This window comes from Streptomyces sp. NPDC104371 (assembly GCF_055583785.1).
The window spans coordinates 195,414-216,546 of the sequence record NZ_JBVJNF010000001.1; the positions used below are offsets into that span (position 1 = coordinate 195,414).

21 protein-coding genes, 1 pseudogene and 1 riboswitch are annotated in these 21,133 nt (G+C 69.7%); of the genes and pseudogenes, 8 read left to right on the forward strand and 14 right to left on the reverse strand.

The window, feature by feature from the left end:
• Window positions 1-96: 96 nt before the first annotated feature.
• From ACZ60T_RS00970 to aceA, 3 genes are all read right to left on the reverse strand, one after another.
• Window positions 97-966, reverse strand: coding sequence for a 3-hydroxybutyryl-CoA dehydrogenase (locus ACZ60T_RS00970; RefSeq protein WP_469663281.1), 870 nt, complete (start codon window positions 964-966; stop codon window positions 97-99).
• The gene (aceB, locus tag ACZ60T_RS00975) at window positions 963-2,555 is read right to left on the reverse strand and encodes a malate synthase A (RefSeq protein WP_469663283.1); all 1,593 of its coding nucleotides are present in this window, start codon (window positions 2,553-2,555) and stop codon (window positions 963-965) included. Before aceB ends, ACZ60T_RS00970 begins: the two co-directional genes overlap by 4 nt.
• A 120-nt stretch (window positions 2,556-2,675) precedes the next feature.
• Window positions 2,676-3,959: an isocitrate lyase gene (aceA, locus tag ACZ60T_RS00980; protein WP_365632795.1), complete on the reverse strand. Its 1,284-nt coding sequence runs from the start codon at window positions 3,957-3,959 to the stop codon at window positions 2,676-2,678.
• 380 nt (window positions 3,960-4,339) lie between these two features.
• Between aceA and ACZ60T_RS00985 the strand changes: the two genes are divergently transcribed.
• Window positions 4,340-5,752, forward strand: coding sequence for a short-chain fatty acyl-CoA regulator family protein (locus ACZ60T_RS00985; protein ID WP_469663285.1), 1,413 nt, complete (start codon window positions 4,340-4,342; stop codon window positions 5,750-5,752).
• Window positions 5,753-5,759: 7 nt separating this feature from the next.
• On the opposite strand, the gene ACZ60T_RS00990 is transcribed toward ACZ60T_RS00985, so the two are convergent.
• Window positions 5,760-6,209, reverse strand: a complete 450-nt coding sequence (locus tag ACZ60T_RS00990; RefSeq protein ID WP_469663287.1) for a PaaI family thioesterase — start codon at window positions 6,207-6,209, stop codon at window positions 5,760-5,762.
• Between the two features lie 231 nt (window positions 6,210-6,440).
• Between ACZ60T_RS00990 and ACZ60T_RS00995 the strand changes: the two genes are divergently transcribed.
• Both ACZ60T_RS00995 and ACZ60T_RS01000 read left to right on the forward strand, forming a co-directional pair.
• Window positions 6,441-7,436 carry a helix-turn-helix domain-containing protein gene (locus ACZ60T_RS00995; RefSeq protein ID WP_469663289.1) on the forward strand — a complete coding sequence of 332 codons (996 nt, stop codon included), beginning with the start codon at window positions 6,441-6,443 and terminating at the stop codon, window positions 7,434-7,436.
• Window positions 7,437-7,557: 121 nt separating this feature from the next.
• On the forward strand, window positions 7,558-8,043 hold the full coding sequence (locus tag ACZ60T_RS01000; RefSeq protein WP_469663291.1) for a rhodanese-like domain-containing protein: 486 nt from the start codon (window positions 7,558-7,560) through the stop codon (window positions 8,041-8,043).
• 45 nt (window positions 8,044-8,088) lie between these two features.
• Here the strand turns inward: ACZ60T_RS01000 and ACZ60T_RS01005 are convergent, their stop codons facing one another.
• From ACZ60T_RS01005 to ACZ60T_RS01030, 6 genes and pseudogenes are all read right to left on the reverse strand, one after another.
• Complete coding sequence (locus ACZ60T_RS01005; protein WP_469663293.1) at window positions 8,089-8,652, reverse strand: GNAT family N-acetyltransferase; 564 nt, start codon at window positions 8,650-8,652, stop codon at window positions 8,089-8,091.
• Between the two features lie 69 nt (window positions 8,653-8,721).
• Window positions 8,722-9,132 (reverse strand): RidA family protein, encoded by a 411-nt coding sequence (locus ACZ60T_RS01010; protein WP_469663295.1) that lies wholly within the window; start codon window positions 9,130-9,132, stop codon window positions 8,722-8,724.
• 91 nt (window positions 9,133-9,223) lie between these two features.
• Window positions 9,224-9,457, reverse strand: coding sequence for a hypothetical protein (locus ACZ60T_RS01015; protein WP_469663297.1), 234 nt, complete (start codon window positions 9,455-9,457; stop codon window positions 9,224-9,226).
• A 276-nt stretch (window positions 9,458-9,733) separates the two neighbouring features.
• Window positions 9,734-10,072, reverse strand: a complete 339-nt coding sequence (locus ACZ60T_RS01020; RefSeq protein ID WP_469663298.1) for an alcohol dehydrogenase catalytic domain-containing protein — start codon at window positions 10,070-10,072, stop codon at window positions 9,734-9,736.
• Between the two features lie 245 nt (window positions 10,073-10,317).
• Window positions 10,318-10,656: pseudogene (locus ACZ60T_RS01025) on the reverse strand (aquaporin); the annotation flags it as partial.
• Window positions 10,656-10,811, reverse strand: a complete 156-nt coding sequence (locus ACZ60T_RS01030; RefSeq protein ID WP_469663300.1) for a hypothetical protein — start codon at window positions 10,809-10,811, stop codon at window positions 10,656-10,658. The gene ACZ60T_RS01030 and the pseudogene ACZ60T_RS01025, both read right to left, overlap by 1 nt.
• Window positions 10,812-11,294: 483 nt before the next feature.
• Between ACZ60T_RS01030 and ACZ60T_RS01035 the strand changes: the two genes are divergently transcribed.
• Entirely contained in the window at window positions 11,295-12,485 is a 1,191-nt protein-coding gene (locus tag ACZ60T_RS01035; protein WP_469663302.1) for an FUSC family protein, read from the forward strand.
• Here the strand turns inward: ACZ60T_RS01035 and ACZ60T_RS01040 are convergent.
• Both ACZ60T_RS01040 and ACZ60T_RS01045 read right to left on the reverse strand, forming a co-directional pair.
• A complete protein-coding gene (locus ACZ60T_RS01040; protein ID WP_469663304.1) occupies window positions 12,452-12,652 on the reverse strand; it encodes a hypothetical protein in 201 nt (66 codons plus the stop codon). The two genes, ACZ60T_RS01035 and ACZ60T_RS01040, sit on opposite strands and share 34 nt — an antisense overlap.
• Window positions 12,649-13,113: a hypothetical protein gene (locus tag ACZ60T_RS01045; RefSeq protein ID WP_469663306.1), complete on the reverse strand. Its 465-nt coding sequence runs from the start codon at window positions 13,111-13,113 to the stop codon at window positions 12,649-12,651. Before ACZ60T_RS01045 ends, ACZ60T_RS01040 begins: the two co-directional genes overlap by 4 nt.
• Window positions 13,114-13,343: 230 nt before the next feature.
• A riboswitch (TPP riboswitch) is annotated at window positions 13,344-13,437 on the forward strand.
• Between ACZ60T_RS01045 and ACZ60T_RS01050 the strand changes: the two genes are divergently transcribed.
• Window positions 13,429-14,847 (forward strand): purine-cytosine permease family protein, encoded by a 1,419-nt coding sequence (locus ACZ60T_RS01050; RefSeq protein WP_469663308.1) that lies wholly within the window; start codon window positions 13,429-13,431, stop codon window positions 14,845-14,847. It overlaps the preceding riboswitch by 9 nt.
• A gap of 93 nt (window positions 14,848-14,940) precedes the next feature.
• Complete coding sequence (locus ACZ60T_RS01055; RefSeq protein ID WP_469663310.1) at window positions 14,941-15,657, forward strand: hypothetical protein; 717 nt, start codon at window positions 14,941-14,943, stop codon at window positions 15,655-15,657.
• Window positions 15,658-15,733: 76 nt separating this feature from the next.
• Here the strand turns inward: ACZ60T_RS01055 and ACZ60T_RS01060 are convergent, their stop codons facing one another.
• Window positions 15,734-17,005, reverse strand: a complete 1,272-nt coding sequence (locus tag ACZ60T_RS01060; RefSeq protein WP_469663312.1) for an MFS transporter — start codon at window positions 17,003-17,005, stop codon at window positions 15,734-15,736.
• Between the two features lie 225 nt (window positions 17,006-17,230).
• On the opposite strand from ACZ60T_RS01060, the gene ACZ60T_RS01065 reads away from it, so the two are divergent.
• Window positions 17,231-18,115, forward strand: a complete 885-nt coding sequence (locus ACZ60T_RS01065) for a LysR family transcriptional regulator (protein WP_469663314.1) — start codon at window positions 17,231-17,233, stop codon at window positions 18,113-18,115.
• 58 nt (window positions 18,116-18,173) lie between these two features.
• On the opposite strand, the gene ACZ60T_RS01070 is transcribed toward ACZ60T_RS01065, so the two are convergent.
• Window positions 18,174-18,551, reverse strand: a complete 378-nt coding sequence (locus ACZ60T_RS01070; RefSeq protein ID WP_469663316.1) for a nuclear transport factor 2 family protein — start codon at window positions 18,549-18,551, stop codon at window positions 18,174-18,176.
• Window positions 18,552-18,827: 276 nt separating this feature from the next.
• Here ACZ60T_RS01070 and ACZ60T_RS01075 point away from each other — a divergent pair, with 276 nt between their 5' ends.
• Complete coding sequence (locus ACZ60T_RS01075) at window positions 18,828-21,119, forward strand: ATP-binding cassette domain-containing protein (protein ID WP_469663318.1); 2,292 nt, start codon at window positions 18,828-18,830, stop codon at window positions 21,117-21,119.
• The last annotated feature ends 14 nt before the right edge of the window (window positions 21,120-21,133 follow it).

Here is a 21,133-nt window from a genome sequence, read left to right on the forward strand (position 1 = left end):
AGCATGCGGAAGGTGAGAAGGTGCCTGCCGAATGAGGTACGGCGAGGGGCGGGACGCTCCGCACTCGCGCTTCCCGCCCCTCGCCGTACCGGGCCCTCAGCCCTGGTCGTAGCGGTGGAACCCCCGGCCGGTCTTCCGGCCGAGCAGTCCCGCCTCCACCATCCGCTGGAGCAGCGGCGGCGGCGCGTAGAGGGGTTCGCGGAACTCGTCGTAGAGGGACTCGGCGATCGAGGCGACGGTGTCCAGGCCGATCAGGTCCGCGAGCTTCAGCGGCCCCATCGGGTGGGCGCAGCCCAGTTCCATGCCCGCGTCGATGTCGGCGGCGGTGGCGAACCCGGACTCCGCCATCCGCACGGCGGCGAGCAGGTAGGGGATGAGCAGGGCGTTGACGACGAAGCCCGCCCGGTCCTGGGAGCGGATGACCGTCTTGCCGAGGGTGCCGGTGGCGAAGGCCTCGACCACGGCGATCGTCCGCGCCGAGGTGTGCAGTGAGGTGACCACCTCGACCAGCGGCAGGACGGGGACGGGGTTGAAGAAGTGCAGTCCTACGACCCGGTCCGCGCGGGTGGTCGCCATGCCGAGCCGCATGATCGGCAGGGAGGAGGTGTTGGTGGCGAGGACGGCCGCCGGATCCTCGACGATCTTGTCGAGGGCGGCGAAGACCTCGGTCTTGGCGTCCGGGTTCTCGATGACGGCCTCGACGACCAGGTGCCGGTCGGCCAGGTCGTCCAGGCTGCCGGTGAAGACGAGCCGGGCGTGCGCGTCGTCGGCGGCCTCGCGGCTCAGCTTGCCCCGTCGTACGGCGCGGTCGAGGGAGGCGGCCACCCGGTCCCGTGCCCTGCGGGCGGCCACCGCGTCCACCTCGCAGACCACGGTGTCCAGCCCGGCCCGCGCACAGACTTCGGCGATACCGGCGCCCATCTGGCCGCCGCCGACCACGCCGACGCGGGTGATGCCCGCGCTCATGCTGCGGCCTCCGACTTCCGTACGAGGTGGCGGGTGTAGGCGTCGGGGGTGAAGAACAGCGGCAACTCACCGCTGATCGCGGTGCGTTCGAACAGGGCTCGGATGTCGTCGGCGGGCGCCCAGGGGTACTCGGCTCTGAGCGCTGTGATCTCGTCGTCGAGGATGTGCTCCACGGTCTCGCGGTCGATGACCCGGTGCCGCAGCCATTGCCAGATCTGTACGCGGGCGATCTCGGCCGTGGCCGCGTCCTCCATCAGGCCGTCGATGGCGACGGCGCCCTGACCGCGCAGCCAGGCGGCGAAGTACCGCAGTGCGGCATGGACGTTGGTGCGCACCCCCTCCGGCGTGGGCGGGCCGCTGATCCGGCGCACCGACAGCAGGTCGGCCGGGGTGACCTCGACGTCGTCACGGGTGCGGTCGAGTTGATGGGGCCGGTCACCGAGGACACCGTCGAAGACGTCGCGGCAGACGGGGACGAGGGCGGGGTGGGCGACCCAGGAGCCGTCGAAGCCGTCCTCGGCCTCACGCTCCTTGTCGAGGCGGACCTTGGCGAGCGCGGCCTCGTTCGCGGCCGGGTCCTTGCCGGGCACATGGGCGGCCATGCCGCCGATGGCGTGCGCGCCGCGCTTGTGGCAGGTGCGCACGAGGAGTTCGGTGTACGCGCGCAGGAAGGGGGCGGTCATCGTGACCCGCGCCCGGTCGGGGAGAAGGAAGTCGGTGCGGTGGCCGAACGTCTTGATCAGGCTGAACAGATAGTCCCAGCGGCCCGCGTTCAACCCCGCGCTGTGCTCGCGCAGTTCGTAGAGGATCTCCTCCATCTCGAACGCGGCGGTGATCGTCTCGATCAGGACCGTGGCGCGGACCGTGCCGCGCGGGATGCCGAGCAGTTCCTGAGCGAGGAGGAAGACGTCGTTCCACAGCCGTGCCTCGTACCGGTTCTCCAGCTTGGGGAGGTAGAAGTACGGGCCGTACCCGGCGTCGATCTGCCGCTGGGCGCAGTGGAAGAAGTAGAGGCCGAAGTCGACGAGCGCGGCCGGTACCGGGCGGCCGTCGAACTCCAGGTGCTCCTCCTCCAGATGCCAGCCGCGCGGGCGGACCATGACGGTGGCGAGCTGTTCGCCCAGCCGGTACTCCTTGCCCTCGGGCGTGGTGAAGTCGATGCGCCGCTCGATGGCGTCGAGCAGATTGAGCTGCCCGCCGATCACGCTGTCCCACAAGGGAGCGGTGGCGTCCTCGAAGTCCGCCATCCACACCTTGGCACTGGAGTTGAGCGCGTTGACCGTCATCCGGCGGTCGGGCGGGCCGGTGATCTCCACCCGGCGGTCGGTGAGACCGGGGGCGATGGGTGCGACCCGCCAGTCGGGGTCGGCGCGGACGGCGGCGGTGACCAGAGGGAAGTCGAGCGGAGAGCCCGACGCCAGCCGCAGCGCCTGCCGTCGGCGCTCCTTGAGCAACTCCTGGCGCCGCTCGCCGAATGCGGCGGCCAGTCGGCCGACGAAGTCCAGGGCGGCGGGGGTGAGTATCTCGTCGTGCCGGTGACCGGGGGCGGCGAGGACACGGACGTCGTGGGTGAGTGCGGTGGTGGTCATCGGGCTCTCCTGAGGGATGGGAGCGGAGGGGGCGGAGACGGTCGCCCGCCTCCGCTCGGCCGAGGGCCTGGAGGCCTGTCAATTCCGTTGGAGCAGGCGAGAATTGGCAGTCGACAGGCCCTAGTGGAACTGCTCTTCCTCCGTGGAGCCGGTCAGGGCGGTCGTGGAGGAGGAGGGGTTGACGGCGGTGGAGACCAGGTCGAAGTAGCCGGTGCCGACCTCACGTTGGTGCTTGACGGCGGTGAAGCCCTGGGCCTGGGCGGCGAACTCCTTCTCCTGGAGGTCGACGTAAGCCGTCATCCCCTGCTCGGCGTAGCCGCGGGCGAGGTCGAACATGCCGTGGTTGAGGGAGTGGAAGCCGGCCAGCGTGATGAACTGGAAGCGGTAGCCCATCGCGCCCAACTCCCGCTGGAACTTGGCGATCTGGTCGTCGTCCAGGGCCGCCTTCCAGTTGAACGAGGGCGAGCAGTTGTACGCCAGCATCTGGTCCGGGTACCGCGCATGGATCGCCTCGGCGAACTCACGGGCCTGCTCCAGGTCCGGGGTGCCGGTCTCGACCCAGATCAGGTCCGCGTACGGTGCGTAGGCCAGGCCGCGGGCGATGACCGGAGCCATGCCGTTGCGCACCCGGTAGAAGCCCTCCGCGGTGCGCTCGCCGGTGGCGAACTCCGCGTCGCGCTCGTCGACGTCGGTCGTGAGCAGGTTGGCGGCGAGGGCGTCCGTACGGGCGATGACGACCGTCGGCACGTCGGCGATGTCGGCGGCCAGGCGGGCCGCGTTGAGGGTACGGATGTGCTGCGAGGTGGGCACGAGCACCTTGCCGCCGAGGTGGCCGCACTTCTTCTCGGAGGCGAGCTGGTCCTCGTAGTGGATGCCCGCCGCGCCCGCGGCGATCATCGCCTTGGTCAACTCGAAGGCGTTCAGCGGACCACCGAACCCGGCCTCCGCGTCCGCGACGATCGGCGCCAGCCAGTCGGTCGTGTCACCGGCGTTCTCGGCGGTGGCGATCTGGTCGGCGCGCAGCAGCGCGTTGTTGATCCGACGGACCACCTGGGGCACGGAGTTGGCGGGGTACAGGCTCTGGTCGGGGTAGGTGTGGCCGGCCTGGTTGGCGTCGGCGGCGACCTGCCAGCCGGACAGGTAGATGGCCTGGAGCCCCGCCTTGACCTGCTGGACGGCCTGGCCGCCGGTCAGTGCGCCGAGCGCGTGGATGTAGTCCTGCTCGTGCAGTTGGCGCCACAGGCGATCGGCGCCGCGCCGGGCCAGGGTGTGCTCCTCGCGGACGCTGCCGGACAGTCGTACGACGTCCTCGGCGCTGTAGGTGCGCTCGATGCCCTGCCAGCGTGGGTCGGTGGCCCAGCGCCGCGCCAGTTCCTCGGCCGCCTGCGTCCTCACTTCTGCCATGGCTGTCTCCGTCTTCTTCTGTCTGTACTGGCTGCCAATCCCGCCGTCCGGATGAACAGAGGTGGCACTGGGTGTCGTCTGCTGGATGCGGCTCGCCGTCACTGGGGAGGTGGAGTTGAGCGATGATGCCGGTGCAGGTGGCTGCCGCTGCCGGGATCTCCGACGTCAGGGCGGAAGTCGTGCCCCGGTTCCGGGCTCTTCCTACCGGGTCCGGCGGGCCGCACTACGACTCTGGCACTGGCACTGAGTGCCCTCAAGCGGGGACGCATGCCAATCTTTGCGAATCTTCCTGCCGCCGATTGCCAATCTTGCGAAGGGTCAACAGGTGGATTGCTCCCTTACGCTGACCGCATCGGGTCCCGGTAGGGAGGAGCGGTTCGGTGAGCAAGATGTACGCGGGCGCGCGGCTGCGGCGGCTGCGCGAGGAGCGGCGGATGAGTCAGGCGGATCTTGCCCGCGTGCTCGGCATCTCACCCAGCTACCTCAACCAGATGGAACACGACTCCCGCCCCCTCACCGTGCCCGTCCTGCTCCGGCTGACCGAGACGTTCGGCGTGGATCCGGGGTTCTTCTCCGAGCGCGACACCACGCGTCTGTTGGCCGACCTCCGGGAGGCACTCGCCGGGGAGATCGCCGAGTCCCGGGTGTCCGCGGCCGACCTCGGTGACCTGGCTGCCCGGCTGCCCGGTGTCGCCAAGGTCCTTCTCGACCTCGGCCGACGCAACCAGGAGTTGTCCGAGCGCCTGGCGGGCGCGGCGGACGGCCGGGGCCGGAACCGGGACACCACCTCCACGCCCCACGAGGAGATCCGCGACTTCTTCTATCGCCGCCAGAACTACCTGCACGACTCCGACCTCTCGGCCGAACGCCTCGCCGGTGAGATCGGCGTCCGACCGGGGGAGGTGATCGGGGCCCTCACCGCGAGACTCGCCGAGGCACACGGCGTGCGCCTGGCCGCCGAGCCCGGCGCACGGCTGCACCGCTACGACGACAGAAGCCGCACCCTTCATCTGTCCTCGCGACTACGGCCCGGTCAGCGTGCCTTCCGGATGGCGACCCAACTCGCCCTGCTCGAACATGGCGAGGACCTCGACCGGCTGGCCACCGAGGACTTCCCACCCGGATCGCCCACCCACGCGCTCGCCCGTATCGGCATCGCCAACTACTTCGCCGCCGCCCTGATCCTGCCCTACTCCGCGTTCCACACGGCGGCCGAGGAAGCCCGCTACGACATCGAGCGTCTCACCGACCACTTCGGTCTCGGCTACGAGACCATCTGCCACCGCCTGAGCACCCTTCAACGGCCACGACTGCGCGGCGTGCCGTTCTCCTTCGTACGCGTCGACCGCGCGGGCAACCTGTCCAAACGCCAGTCCGCGACCGGCTTCCACTTCTCCCGGGCGGGCGGCACCTGCCCTCTGTGGAACGTCTACGAGGCCTTCGCCGCGCCCGGACGCATCCATGTCCAAATCGCCGAAATGCCCGACGGGCAGCGGTACTTGTGGACCGCGCGGGCCGTCACCCGGCATCGAGGCGGCTGGGGTGAGCCCGGCAAGACCTACGCCGTCGGCCTCGGCTGCGAGATCCGCCACGCCCACCGTCTCGTCTACTCCGACGGCCTCGACCTCGCCAACGCCTCCGCCGCCACCCCCATCGGCATGGGCTGCCGCGTCTGCGAACGCCTCGACTGCTCCCAGCGGGCCGCCCCACCACTGGGCCGTCCGCTGCTCATCGACCAGAACAGCAGCACCTTCGTGCCCTACCCGGTGGAAGACGACCAGGCCGCCGGGTGACCTCGTCTCAGCGACTGTGCAGAACGGCTTGCGTCTGGATGATGAGTGCGACCAACTTCTCGTCGGTGTCCCGGATTTCGGTGTGCACGACGATGGTTCGACCGCCGACGTGAAGGGGGTGTGCGGTTGCGGTGACCTGTCCGGAGCGCACACCGCGGAAGAAGTTGGTCTTCGACTCGATCGTCGAAGTGGCAGCGCCTGAGGGCAGGTTCAGGTAGGCGCACACGCCACCGACGCTGTCGGCCAGCGCCATCAGTGCGCCGCCGTGCAGGATGCCACCGGCGGTGCAGCGCTCTTCGGCCCAGTCGAGGGTGCCGACCACCTGTTCCCTGGTCGCCTGGGTGAGCCGGATTCCGACCGACGCGCCGAACGGCATGAGCTTGAGGAGCGTCGCCGTGTCCGGCGTGCCGGACTGAGCACTGGTGTCGGTGTCGGTGGGATTCGGTGCCTGGGACATGGCTGGCGGCCTCTCGATTCTGTCCGGTTACGCCCAGTTGGCGATGATGTCGCGTCCTTGAGGGTGGCCGCTCCGGGCGGACTTGCTGACTGGCAGTGCGAACGTCGCGCAGGCCGACTCTCGCCACGCCTTCCACCGTACCGAACATGTTCGGCACCCACGAATGTTCGCCGGAAGCCGACCTCCGCGACTGAGCAGGCTCAGCATGGCGGCGGTTAGGATCCAGCCTCGATGAAGACGCATGCGGTGGCTGTACTGGCCTTCGAGGGAATGGCGCCCTTCGAACTGGGCGTGGTGGTGGAGGTCTTCGGTCTGTCCCGGCCCGAGCTGGGCGACCTGCCCTGGTACGAGCTGCGGGTGTGCGCCGAGGAACCCGGCCGGGAGCTGCGGGCAGTCGGCGGGTTCACGCTGCGCGCCGAGCACGGGCTCGATGCGCTGGCCGCGGCGGACACGGTGATCGTGCCGGGGGTGGCCGAGGCCGGGGCGGAGGTCTCCCCCGCCCTGGTGGACGCGCTGCTGCGGGCCCATGCACGAGGGGCGCGCCTGGTATCGATCTGCTCGGGGGCGTTCGCGCTGGCCGCGACCGGCCTGCTGGAGGGACGGCGCGCCACCACCCACTGGCGCTACGCCCGCACGCTCGCCGAACGGCATCCCGAGATCGAGGTCGACCCCGACGTGCTGTACGTCGACAACGGCGACGTCCTCACCAGCGCGGGCAGCGCGGCCGGTATCGACCTGTGTCTCTACCTGGTCCGGGCCGATCACGGTGCGGCCGTCGCCAACGCGGTGGCGCGCCGCTTCGTCGTCCCGCCACACCGGGAGGGCGGGCAGGCCCAGTTCATCGAGGCGGCGGTGGGAGAGATCGTCCCGGAAGACGACGGCGTCACGCGGAGCATGAACTGGGCGCTGCGCCATCTGCGCACACCGCTGTCCGTGCGCACCCTGGCTCGGGCCGCGCGCATGTCGGAACGCTCGTACGCGCGGCACTTCACCCGCCGCAACGGTGTGAGCCCCATGCGCTGGGTCATCGCCCAACGGGTGGCCGCCAGCCTGCCATTGCTCGAGTCCGGCGAGGGCACCGTGGACGAGATCGCCGCCGCGGTCGGCTTCGACAGCACCGCGACGTATCGGCACCACTTCACCCGCCAGATGCGTACGTCACCCACGGCCTACCGCAAGACGTTCACGCGCGTCCCCGCGCTGCCTGGCGGAATCTTGACGACCTGAGGCGTTCACGCCACTCGTAGGGGCGGGCGCAGGGGTCAGAGGATGGAGCCGTCGCCGACCGGGGAGACCCGGCACGGCCCGCAGGATCCCGGACCGACCAGTGAGAACCAGAGGTACCCCCATGTCTGCCGCCGCTTCCGCCGAGATCACCAGCGCCGTCCTGAACGTGCCCGCCGCGGCTCCGGCCGAGGCCGCTGCCCACTACGCCGCCCGTCTCGCCTTCGAGACGGATGTCTCCGACGTCCACGCCGATCTGGCGTCCGGCGCACCCGGGGTCGTGGTGGTCGACACCCGCGGCGATGCCGCCTGGGACCAGGGCCACGTCCCCGGCGCCCTCCACCTCCCCACCGCGCAGATCGCCGATCTGGCACCGCAGTTGATCGACCCGGACCGGACCGTGGTCACGTACTGCTGGGGCCCCGGTTGCAACGGCGCGACCCGTGCGGCGCTGGCCTTCGCACGCCTCGGCTACCGGGTCAAGGAGATGCTCGGCGGCTTCGAGTACTGGGCGCGCGAGGGCTACGCCTACGACTCTGCCACCGGTACCGAGCAGCGCCCGGTCGACGACCTGACCGCCCCGCGCTCGGGCGTCTCCTGCGCGTGCTGAAGGACGCCGTACGGCCCGTCTGTGCGTCACCCACGCCGCCTCGCGTCAGCCTTGTCGGCGCAAGTCCAGCATGGAGAAGACCTTGTCGTAGCGCTGTTCGCCGACGGCGACGAAGTCGGGCAGACGGCCGTATTCGGTGAAGCCCAGCGACCGGTAGAGGTTCAGGGCATTGGTGTTGTCGCCACGGACGTCCAGGGTGAGGACCTCGATCCCCGCCTTCCGGGCGTCGGCGATCAAGGCGGTGGTCAGCGCCCGCCCGACACCACGGCCATGGGCAGCGGCGGCTACCGCGATCTTCTCCAGATCGGCGTGGGGCCGATGGGTCGGTCGGGCGTAGCGGAGCCAGTACCCCAACCCGACAAGCCGACGGTCGAGGTAGGCGGCGCGCAGGGCCGCATCCCCGGCCCGCACCGCGGAGACGACGTGGCCGAGAAGGTCCACCACCTCGTCCCTGGAGGGCGGTTCGACCCACCCCAGCGCGGCACCTCCACTGACCAGGTCCGCCAGGATCCGGTGGGCCGACTCCGCGAACCGGGCGTCCAGTTCAGGATCGGAAGTCAGCTCCATGGCATCGAGGACGGCGGGCTCCGGGGTCACTCCGCTGATCATGGCCGACAGCATAGCCAGCGGATTCCCGTCAGGGACGTCCGGTCTCAGGCCCTGCGGCACGTCAGTGGCTCACGAGTCGAGCACGGCGGCCACGGCTTCGATCTCGACGAGTTGGTCCTTGTAACCGAGCACGGTGACGCCCATCAAGGTGCTGGGGACGTCGTGATCGGCGAACGAGTCCCGGACCACCTTCCAGGCAGCCACCAGATCCTCCTGCCGGGCCGACGCGACCAGAACCCTCGTACTGATGACGTCCTGGAGAGACGCGCCGGAGGCGGCGAGAGCGACCTTCATGTTCTCGACGGCCTTCAACGCCTGCCCGGCGTAGTCCCCGACCGCCGCCGTCGAGCCGTCGTCGTTGAGCGGACACGCCCCGGCGAGGAAGATCAGACGGGAGTCGGCGGGCGCCGTGGCCGCGTAGGCGTACTCGGCGACGTCGGACAGGGCGGTGGAGCGGATCAGAGTGACGGCACGAGCCACGGTCGTTGGGTCCATTCCTGTCGAGTGCGAGGCGCGCACATTCTGCCCACACCTCGGGCTCATCCGCCTTCCCATTTCTCACCGGGACGTGTCAGGGGAAGATCACGGCACGTCCTGGTTCCTTGTTCGCCACCGCGAGATAGGCCTCTCTGCCGTTCTCCAGGCTGTAGCGGTGCGCCACGGGCAGGGGTTGGAACTGTCCGGATTCGAAGGAGGGCGCGAGCCGGTCGAGGTAGGCGTTGCTCTGGGTGACATCCAGTTGACGGCTGTCACAGCCCAGGATCCGGGTCTCGTTGTGGTACAGGTCGACGAGGTCGATCTCCACGGTCCGGGCCCCTACGGCGCTGATCTTGTGCGTCGTTGTCGAGCGGGACGAAAGCGTCCATGGCGGATGCGGCGGGGGTGTTGTCGGCCGGTGGTGTCCGGGCGAGCCCGATCACGTGGGCTCCCAGGGAGCGGGCGATCTGGGCAACGACACCGCCCACGTCGCCTGTTACGCCGATCACCGCGATGCTCTCCCCTTCGGTCAGCCGCGCCGTCTCGACCGTGCCCAGCCACGCGGTGACGAAGTTGACTCCCGTGGCGGCGGCTTCTTCGAAGCTCAGCCGGGGGGGTTGCGGGCGAGCGCTGTGGTGGGGATGGCGAGCAACTCGGCGTGTGAGCCATCGCGGGTGAAGCCGATGTCGCCCCCGGTTCCCCACACCTCAACCCCGGTCCAGTCAGGGGGGCCGTCGATGACGACGCCGGAGAAGTCCCGTCCCGGGATTCGGGGAAGGAGGGTTCCTTCCATGCGTCCCGCCACGTTCTTCACGTCCGAGGCGTTGACCGAGGCAGCCTTGACCGCGATGACGGCGTTGCCCTGCTGGGCTGTCGGGTCCGGGCATTCGGTGAGAGACAGAACATGGGGGTCACCGAAACGGTCGAAGCGCAGAGCACGCATGACGGCGGGCCCCTTCCGTGCGGTCCATTGCGATGGAGGCGGTGTCCTGGACGCGGTGGTGGCCGGTTCAGGGCAGCGTGTCTTCTTGCGGTGATCCAGGCAGCGGAGCACCGCTCTCCTGGGTGCCGCACAGCCGGTAGGTCAGGGCGGCTCGGTGCTTGCCCACCCGGTCCCAGGGGGGCAAGCCGGGAAGCCTGAAGGAAGTGCCCGACGAGGTAGACGATGAGGCCCATGCTGGCCGCTTCCGCGAAGAACAACTCGAGGGCGGTCCAGCCCGCGCCGGGCTGGAGTACGGCGTAGGAGGTGGGTGGTCGGCGGGCCGGTGGTCCCCAGGCGGCGCCGGCCAGGAGGACGCCGAGGGTGGATCCGATGAGTTGCGCCACGATGTAGGGGACGACGGCGACTCCGGGGAAGACGCCGAAACGCCATGTGGCGAAGGAGATCGCCGGGTTCATGTGTCCGCCGGTCATCCGGCCCGGTGGGCTGAGGACGAGCGCGGCGATGAGCACCCCGACCGCTACGCCGACGATCAGCAGTTGCAGGTGGATCCGAGGGACCCGGTCGGAGAGGGAGGACGGGCCCATCACCCACCGCAGATCGTGGTGACGCCGAAGAGGAGCACCAGCGTCAGGAGGAATTCCAGGGCGCTGTGGCCCGCGATCACCCCTGGTGTGGGAGGAGGGTGGTCGCTTCCGTCGGCTGCCTTGGGCGTACTGGAGGGCGCGGGGGTCTGTGACATGGCGATCCTCCGGGTCGGGGACGGGTGAATCGGCGGCGCCGCTGGGGCCGTTGGCCGCGGGCGGGCAATCGTTGAGCCCCGGGATGACGCGTCGGTTGAGCGCGTCGATGACGCGGGTGTCCGGCCCTACGAAGGGAGCGATCCACGCGTCGTCGCCGATGGCGACGATCCGTCCGCCGCGTACGGCCAGGGCCGCGGCGGTGGGCCGGGCGCGGTGGTGGTGGGCGAAAGCCGACGTCGGGCAACGCACGAGGGAACGCGGGCCCGCCGTTTCAGCGTGCGGTGCCGGCCCTGTGACGCGGGACCGGCACCGAGAAGGCGAAATGGACTCGGGAGGCTAGCCGCAATCCTGGGGGCAGGCGTCTCGGTCGGCCCGCGCGATCGAGTGCCTCCCCGTGAGGGGTTCCACGCCGGTCCGGCGGTGAGGGATGTCACCCGTCCATCGCTCGACGCGAACCGGGCAGAGGGTGCAACCATCTACTTGTGCAACTTTCAACCATCTTGCCCGGCCGCCTGCCGGTGCCCTCGATCAGGCGGGCGCACCACCTCGTCAGCGGGTTCCGTCACCGGCGGTCCCGCCAGTTGGTCTACGGGATCAAGGCGCTGACGGCAGCGCTGCTCGCCTGGGTCATCGCGGGCCCGGCGGCTCCCGAAGGGCGCGCCTATGTGGCGGTCGCCACCGCCTTGCTCATGGTCAACGCGTCCACGGTGTACCGCTCGGTCACCAACGCCCTGCAGAGCATCGCGTCGAAGGTCGTCGGCCTGGTCCTCGCCCTGATGACCGTCCGGCTGCTGGGGCCGACCGCGGGTGCCATCGCGGTCATCGCTCTGCTCACGGTTCTGGCGGGACCTCGCCGTACGTCCGACGGACGGCTGCAGGTCGCTTCCACCGCGGTCGTCGCACTGGCCGCGATGGCGGGCGATCCGATGGGCGGCCTGGTCTCGCCCGTGCTCCAGACACTGGCGGGCGCGGCCGTCGGCATCGCGGTCAACGCCCTGGTGCTGCCCCCGCTGCACGTGGACGACTCCGACTCCGCCGTCAGGGCTCTCGCCCGTGCCGTCGGGGAACTGCTGCACGACATGGGCACCGGCCTGGCCCAAGGGGACCTGCGCTCCAAAGCACACGGCTGGCTGCACCGGGGACGCCAACTCGAGAAGCACCTGGCGTTCACTCAGGAACAGGTGCGCGAGGCCGACGAGAGTCTGCGCTGGAACGCGCGCTGCGTCACCCATGGGCCACATGACGTGACGTACGGCGAACTGTTCAGCGCCCTGCGCGGGGTGTCGCTCCAGGTGCGCGGAATCGCGCGGACCCTCGCCGACAACGCCTACGACCACCACCCCGACCAGCATCTGGGGCTCCAGTTCCTCGAGCGCTACGCCGAGACCCTGCGACTGGCGGGCGCGGCGGTCCAGAGCCTGGTCGACGACCTGCGCACGGAGACCGGCCCCGCAGGCCCTCGCGAGCGGCTGCGGGAGGCGCTCGAGGGCGCGCTGACCTGGCACGACACCCTGACCGACCTGATCGGTCAGGGAAACCTCACCAAGCCGGGCGCGTGGCACGTCTACGGCTCACTCATGACGGACGTGGAGCGGTTGCTGGCCGACCTGGACTACGCGGGCACGCACCGCAGGCGAGGTCAGCGAGAGACGTCGTGGATCTCGGCGATGTAGCCGCCGGGGAACCGCACGACGGCGCTGTCACGTCCGCCCGAGCGGTGGGGACCCGACAGCACGGTGGCACCGGCGGCCTCGGCCTTGCTCAGGGTCGCCGCGAGGTTCGCCACCCGGTAGCCGGTGACCTCGCGCCCGTACGGGTAGGGCAGGTGTCCGTTGGTCACCGAGATGACGGTCCTGCCGAAGGGGGAGGTGACACGGATGCGGTGGCCGCGCCGCTGGCACGGGCCTGCTGGATCCCCGCGGGCATGCTCGTCACCAGCCACCCGGTGCGCTCCGCCCCGAACGGGTACGGGACGGGCGTCTGGAAGTCGAAGACCGACAGGGTGCCGACGGGCGAGAAGAGGAGCTGGGACTTGGTCCGGCTCGGGGTGGGGGTGACGTCGGTGACCGAGACGGCGGTGCTGGTGCCGCCGAAGGTGGCCTTCCACGCGGCGGCGAAGGCTGGCATGGTGCCTGGTCGGACGTATACGTGGGTCGTGTTGTACTGCGTGCCGACCGCTGTTCGGGAGCTGGTCCGGACGGCCGTCGACGGGGCGTCCGCCACAGCCGGCGCCGTCTGCCCGGTCAGCAGGCCGGTGGTGGCGGCGAGGGGCACAGAGCAGGAGAGAACACGATTCCTCATGGGGGCTCCTCCGATTCGAGGCGGCTGCCAGGAGCTTCCTCGGGCCGTGCCGGTTCCTGCCGGGCCGGTGCGGCGACACCACGACTTCACTGCGGAATCGCACGCCCACAAAGAGTAATCACGTCCGTGTGACGGCGCATGCCGAGGGAGGAGCGCCACCGCGGGCACAGCGGAGCGGAGAACCGACCGCGGCGACGGACGTGTCAGGACGAGGGGTTACCCTGTCGGTCGTACCGGACACGGGGTGCCCCAACGAGGGCTGAGATCACACCCGTTGAACCTGAACCAGTTCGTACTGGCGGAGGGATGTCTTCCATGCCTTTGGCGCATGTTCCCGGCGGGGTGCCCGCCGACGACCAGCGGGCCGTCTTCAACGGACGGATGCCCGCGGCCCCCGGCGATCTCCACATCGAGGCGCACGGCATCGAGCCGGTCCCCGAGAGCGGTCGCTACGGCGGTCCCGGGCGCCTGTTCACCGTATGGTTCGCCCCCAATCTGACCATGACCGGTGTGTTCACCGGGACCGTCGGCATCGCCCTCGGCCTGGACTTCGCCACCGCGCTCACGGCCGTCGTGGTGGGCACCGTGGTCGGGGCGGTGCCCACCGCATACCTGGGCACCTGGGGAAGCCGGACCGGGGCCGGTCAACTGCCCCTGGCCCGGCTCGCGTTCGGCCGGGGCGTGGCAGTGCCCGGCATGCTCCAGTGGCTGTCCACGGTCGCCTGGGACGCGCTGATCGGACTGTTCGGCGGGGACGCGCTGGCACGGCTGTGCGGCTGGCCGTTCTGGCTCGGCGTCCTGGTCATGATGCTGGCCCAAGGCGCCCTCGGCGTACTGGGTTACGAGGCCATTCACCGGCTCCAGAGCGTCATGACCTTCGTGCTCGCCGCCGCGTTCGCGCTGATCGCCTGGCGGCTCCTCGACGGTGTCCACCCCGTCGGCACCGGCCCCGCACACGGCGCCGACCGGGCCGGTGCGGCCATCCTGACCAGCACTGTCGCCCTGAGCCTGGCGCTCTCCTGGGCCCCGTACGCCAGCGACTTCAGCCGCTACCTGCCGCCCACCACCTCACGGCCCCGCATGTTCTGGTGCACCCTGCTCGGCCTCGTGGTGTCCTTCACGGCCGTCCAGACACTCGGGTTGTGGGGCGCGTCTGTCATGACCGACCAGACGGCCGCGGGCGTGGACAAGTTGCTGGGCGGCGGGCCGCTGGGCGCGTTCGGGCTGCTCGCCGTGGCGTTGGCGGCTCTGTGCAGCAACGCCATGAACGACTACAGCGGCTCCCTGGCACTGCAAACCGTCGGGGTGCGGCTTCCGCGTCCGGTGGCCGCCGCCCTCGCCGCCGTGCTCGGCTTCCCTCTGGTGCTGTGGATGCACGCCGCCGACACCACGGCCCGCTTCCAGAACGTGCTGCTGTTCGTCGGCTACTGGATCCCCGGGTTCGTGGCGATCGTCATCGTCGACTGGCTCGCACGGGCACGGGCACGGGGCGGCGCCCCGGTCGAACTCGCCGTCGAGACCGCCCGGCCGCGACCCGCCCGGCCCGCGCTGCTCGCGTTCGCCATCGCCTTCGCCGCCGCCGTGCCGTTCATGAACACCAGCCTGTACGAAGGTCCGGTCGCGGTCGCACTGCACGGCGCCGACCTCTCGTACTACGTCGCGTTCCTCGTGGCCCTCGCCGTGTACACCCCGCTGCGGTTGCGCCGAAGCCCCTGGGTGGCTTCTGGTCAGTGAGCCGATCTAGAGTCGGCCTGAGCGGCAACGGCCCACCGCTGCACCGGAGTTGCCGGGCTGGATCGACCGGATCGACCACAGGAAGGTATCGGCATGACCGCTTCCAGGGCGCCCCTGAGCCGGGACAGCCTGCGGGTGAAGATCGCCGTGCAGCGGGTGCGTCTGGCGGGTACGGAGTACCGGGTGATCCGGCCGGCCAGCCCCTTGCGGAACGGCGCGCTGTACAAGGCCCGCGGTCATTACGAGATGTACGTGGACCGGACGGACGGCAGACGCATCGGCACACTGTGGCTGCTGGCGGCGCGATCGCCGCGGTCCTTGGTCTATCTGCCGATGCGTACCGCTCCGATGTTCCCCGGCTGGGAAGGCGAGCAGCCCATGGACCTCGTACTGGCCCCCCGCACCATGCAGTTGCGCCCTTCCCGCTGGAAGCGAATCCGGGAGCATCTCAACACGGGGAACGCCGCCCGCGAGTTACACACCGCCAGTGTGCCGGAGCGCGACCTTCCCGACCTCGAGGCCGACTCCAGCGTCCCGGACAACCCGAAGGAGGCGGACAAGTTCGCCCTTCGCAAGGATGTATACGCCGAGACGCTGCTACTGACCGGCGGAACCGCGGCCTTCCGGAAGGGAGCGAAGGACATCTTCGCCGTCACCAAAGACGGGCCACCCGCCGCGGCAACCGGGCTCTACCTTCCGGTCGGATGCAACTACCACGTCTGCCGACCCATCTACGACTGGGACTTGACTCCCCCCTCTCGCAACTGGGTTCAATTACATGTGGCGTTCTGCCCGTCATGGGCAAGATGAGCTGTTGGGGCATGCCCGAGTGGTGCTCGTGTGAGTGCCGGGCACGGTGCGGGGATTCCGGAGTTCGCGAGCGTACTCATCGGCGGTGGGCGGTGGCCGCGACGGCGGGCAGGAGGGCGAGGGAGAGGACGCCGCCGGTGAGGGCGAGGACGGGGTAGCTGGTCGTGGCGACCATGATGCCGGAGGCCATGCCGCCGGTGGCCCCGGCGACGGCGATGGAGACATCGACCAGGCCCTGGGTCCTGGCGCGGGTGGCCAGGGGCACGGTGTCCGTGATGATCGCGGTGCCCGAGACGAGCCCGAAGTTCCAGCCCAGCCCCAACAGGGCCAGCGCGAGGGCGAGGAACACGACGGAGTCACCGGGTGCGATGGCGGCGAGGAGGCCTGCGGCCAGCAGGGTGATGCCGGAGGCAGCGGCGATCTTCATCCGCCCGTAGCGGTCGACGAGCCAGCCGGTCAGGGGTGACGGCAGATACATGGCGCCGACATGGATGGCGATGACGAGACCGGAGGCGGCGGTGCCATGACCATGGTCGTGCATATGGACCGGCGTCATGGTCATGATCGCGACCATGACGAACTGGGTGAGGATCATGACCAACGCGCCAACGACCACGCCGCTGCGGCCCTCGCTCGTGTCGGCGGCATCGGCGGCGGCCGGGTCGGCGGTGGCGTCGGCTTCCTGGGCCTGGGCGACGGTGCGGGCCAGGAGCAGCGGGTCGGGGCGCAGCCAGCGGGCGAGGACGAGTGCGGCGAGTGCGTAGGCGACGCCGGAGAGGATGAAGGGGCCCGCGAGGCCGGGGATGCCGAGGGTTTCGGCGAAGGTGCCGGTGGGGGCGGCGAGATTGGGTCCGGTGACGCCGCCGAGGGTGGTGGCGACCAGGACGGTGGAGACGGCACGGGCGCGGTGGCCGGGTGCGGCGAGGTCGGCCCCGGCGTAGCGGGCCTGGAGGTTGGTCGCGGTGCCCGCGCCGTAGACGAACAGTGCGAGGAACAGCAGGACGGGGTTGTCGAGGACGGCGGCGACGATGACGCCGACCGAGCCGATGGCACCGGCGAGGTAGCCGGTCGCGAGGCCGGGACGACGGCCGCGGGCCTGGGAGATGCGGCCGACGACGACGGCGGCGAGGGCGGAGCCCGCGGTGAACAGGGCGCTGGGCAGTCCGGCGAGGCTGGTGGAGCCGAGCATGTCCTGGGCGAGGAGGGCGCCGACGGTGACGCCTGCGGCGAGTCCGGCGCCGCTGAGAATCTGGGACGCCACCAGGACGCGCAGGACGCGGCGCTGCGCCTGGTCCGGGTCGGAGGCTATGGGGACGGCCGTCGAGCCGACGGGTGCGGTGCTGGTCATGTTCCCTTCCGGGGCGGGGTCACGGGCATGGGCATGGGCAGGGCGGCGGTCGACGCCCAGTGCGGTCGGAGTGTGCGCAGCTACCGCCGAACATGGGACCCTTCCTCCGGGGAACAGAGTGATGCTCATAGCTGCTGGTTATGTCGAATGAGCGGAGACCTACCGTAGGTGCGACCTGAACAGCTTGGTAGGGGACATCGGCGAATGGAGCGATAAACGGTGGCTATGGCTGATCGCTTGAATCTCGAAGGGCTCCGGTACGCGCGGGCGGTCGCCGAGACCAAGTCGTTCAGCGCCGCGGCACGCGCCTACGGGGTGACCCAGCCCGCGCTGTCCAACGGCATCGCGAAACTGGAGGAGCGCCTGGGAGAGAAGCTGTTCGACCGCTCCCCGCGCGGTGTGACCCGGACGGCGTTCGGTGCCCGGGTCCTGCCCCTGATCGAGCGCGCCCTGGACGCGCTCGACGCCGTCACGACAGAGGCCAGGCGGCTGACCGAACCCGGCGGTCAGAAGATCCGTGTGGGTCTCTCCCCGCTGATCGGCTCCCACCTGGTCGCTCGCGCCTTCAGCATGGTCCAGGACCTGCCCGTGCCGCGCGACCTCGTCCTGCGCGAGGCGAACATGCGAGAACTGCGCGCATGCCTACAGGCCGGCCGCCTCGACCTCGTCCTGATCCCGGCCGTGACCGCGATGCCGCGCTTCGAGCACCGTGTCATCGACGTCGAGCCGATCGTCGTCGTCAGCCCCGACACCGGGCAGACGACTCCTGTCGAACTCGAAGAGGCCTGCAAGGAGTGCTTCATCCTGGTGCCGGACGCCTGTGGCCTGACCACGTTCACCACCCAGCTCTTCCAAGCGCACGAGATGCCCCTGCGCACCTACCCGGGCGAAGCCGCCAGTTACCAAGTCCTGGAGGACTGGACGAAGTTGGGCCTGGGCTCGGCCTTGGTCCCCCGCTCCAAGCTCACCTCGCCCGATGTCCCCCACCGACCGCTGCTGAGCGAGGGCCGCGAGGTGCAGATCTCCTTCGAAGCGGTCTGGAGCGCCAACTCGCCGCTCGCCGCGGACCTGCTCCAACTCGCCAACAGCCTCGCGGCCGCCCGCGGTTAGTGCTCTCCCGAACGCCGACGGGGCAAGTTCAGGAGAAGGACAGCGGCAGAAGGATGGCTCAGGAGGCGAACGGCTCTATCTCCCCCGCGAAGACGATGACCTGGTCGATGAGGCTCCGTCGCAGATGGACGACGTCCGTTCCGGCCAGGCGGGGGCCTCCATCAGGCGTGGTGAAGACCCATTGGTACCGGGCCCATTCGTCCGGCATGTCCACCGCTGAGCAGCGCACCATCGTGCCGGTCCCCGCCGGGTGGCGCCGGATGTCCAGCACGAACCGCTCGACCGCCACGATTCCTTCGCTGCGGCCCAACGGCCCCCAGAAGACCACGTCTGAGGTCAGGGCCTGGGAGAGCAGGGCGGTCACATAGCTGTCGTCCGAGGCGTTGAACGCGGAGATGAACGTGTCGATCGCGGAGCGTGCGGTCTCTTCCTGCATGCCCCAGTAATACCAGCCGTTTCGCGTGCGCTCGACCCACGAGCCGCGTTCCGGTCACGGTGAACCTTCCCGGTCACAGCACCTCGCGATGGAGTTCGCCGCGCACGGCATCCGCGTCAACGCGGTCGTACGCACCCCCATACAGGAGGACTTCATCCCCGTGAACACGCATACGCGGTAGCTCGCCGATCCAGCGGATGCTAATTTGGTTTCCAAACGGAAACCATATGGCCGGCGCTCGGGCGGGCGACCGTCCTCGACGGGAGGAACGAATTCATGGCGGCCCGGCGGGAGCGGCACACCGAAGACTGCATCATTCTCCAGGGCGCCCGGCAGAACAACCTCAAGAACGTGTCACTCACCATCCCCAAAGGGGAGTTGACCGTCTTCACCGGGGTGTCCGGTTCCGGGAAGTCGTCCATCGTCTTCGGTACCGTCGCGGTGGAGTCCCAGCGCCAGCTCAACGAGACGTACAACTGGTTCATCCGCAACCGTCTGCCGAAGTACGAGCGCCCCGACGTGGACGTGATCAGGAATCTGTCCACCGCGATCGTGGTGGACCAGCGTCCCGTGGGCGGCAACTCGCGGTCCACGGTCGGCACGATGACCGAGGTCAACCCGGCGCTGCGCGTGCTGTTCTCCCGTCACGGACATCCCTCGGCCGGTGAGTCCAGCGCCTATTCCTTCAATGACCCGCGCGGTATGTGCCCGGAGTGCGAGGGCCTGGGCCGGGTCGCCCGGCTCGACCTCGGCCGACTGCTGGACGAGGATCTGTCACTCAACGAGGGGGCGATCCGCTCGCCGCTGTTCGGTGTGGGCGGCTTCCAGTGGCAGCTCTACGCGCAGTCGGGACTGTTCGACCCCGGCAGACCGTTGCGGGAATTCAGCCGGAAGGACCGGGAACTCCTGCTGTACGGCGAGGGGTTCAAGGTCGAGCGCCCAGGCCGGAAACACACCTACTCCAACGAGTACGAGGGAATCGTCGTCCGCTTCAACCGTCGTTATCTCAAAGGCGGCTTGGAGAAGCTCAAGGACAAGGAGCGGCGGGCGGTCGAGGCGGTCGTCACTGCCGGGGCCTGCGAGGCGTGCGGAGGCGCTCGCCTCGGCGAGGCGGCGCGCGCATCGAAGATCAACGGGAAGAACATCGCCGACTACGCCGCGATGGAGATCGGCGACCTCATCCCTGAGCTGGAGAGCATCGACGTCCAGGCCGCCAAGCCCATGGTGGACGCCGCGCTGTCGGTACTGCGGCGTGTCGAGTCGGTGGGTCTCGGCTATCTGAGCCTTGCCCGGGAGACCTCCACACTGTCCGGTGGTGAGGGCCAGCGGCTGAAGATCGTCCGCCACCTCGGCAGCAGCCTCACCGACCTGACGTACATCTTCGACGAACCCAGCATCGGACTCCACACACACGATGTGCACCGGCTGAACGAACTGCTCCTCGCCCTGCGGGACATGGGCAACACCGTGCTGGTCGTGGAGCACTCCCGCGACGTGATCGGCATCGCCGACCATGTGGTGGACATGGGGCCGGGCGCCGGGACCCACGGCGGTGAGGTGGTCTTCGAAGGCACCGCGGTCCAGTTGAGCGAGGCCGACACCGTCACCGGACGCCGCCTGAGCCGCCACACCGGACTCAAAGAGAGTGTCCGCGTACCGCGCGGCAAGCTCGCGACGAGACGGACGAGCCTGCACAACCTCAAAGGCCTGTCGGTGGACATCCCCGAGGGAGTGCTGACCGTGGTGACCGGCGTCGCCGGATCGGGCAAGAGCTCCTTCGTCCACGGCGCGCTGGTCCCGCAGTTCCCCGACGCCATCGTGATCGACCAGGGAGCGATCGGCTCCTCCTCCCGCTCGACGCCCGCCACCTACGTCAACATCATGGACACCGTGCGAAAGCTCTTCGCCGAGGCCACGCACACCGAACCGGGCATGTTCAGCTTCAACTCCGCCGGAGCCTGCCCGGCCTGCCAGGGGCGGGGTGAGATCCAGAACGACCTGGCCTACATGGAGCCGGTGACCACCGTCTGCGAGCAATGCGAGGGACGCCGTTACCGCGACGAGGTGCTGGACCTGCGCTTCAACGGCAAGAACATCGTGGAGACCCTCGCCCTGACCGTCGAGGAGGCGCTGGACTTCTTCACCGAGAAGTCCGTGGTCCGTCGGCTGGCGACACTCAGCGATGTCGGCCTGCCCTATCTCCCCCTCGGGCAGCCGCTGTCCACGCTGTCCGGCGGTGAACGCCAGCGCATCAAGCTGGCCGACCGGCTCAAGGAGTCCTCAGGGCTGTTCGTCTTCGACGAGCCCACCACCGGTCTGCACATGGCCGACGTGGACCGGCTGATCGACCTCATCGACACCCTCGTCGACAAGGGCAACACGGTCGTCGTGGTCGAGCACGACCTCGACGTCGTCAAACGCGCGGACTGGATCATCGACATCGGCCCCGGCGCGGGACGGGACGGCGGCCACCTGGTCTTCGAGGGCACCCCGCGCCAACTCCTCGACGCGGAGGGCTCCCTCACCGCCACCTACCTGAGGAAGGACCTCAGCCGAGCCGCCAGGTGACCGGATGCGCCGAT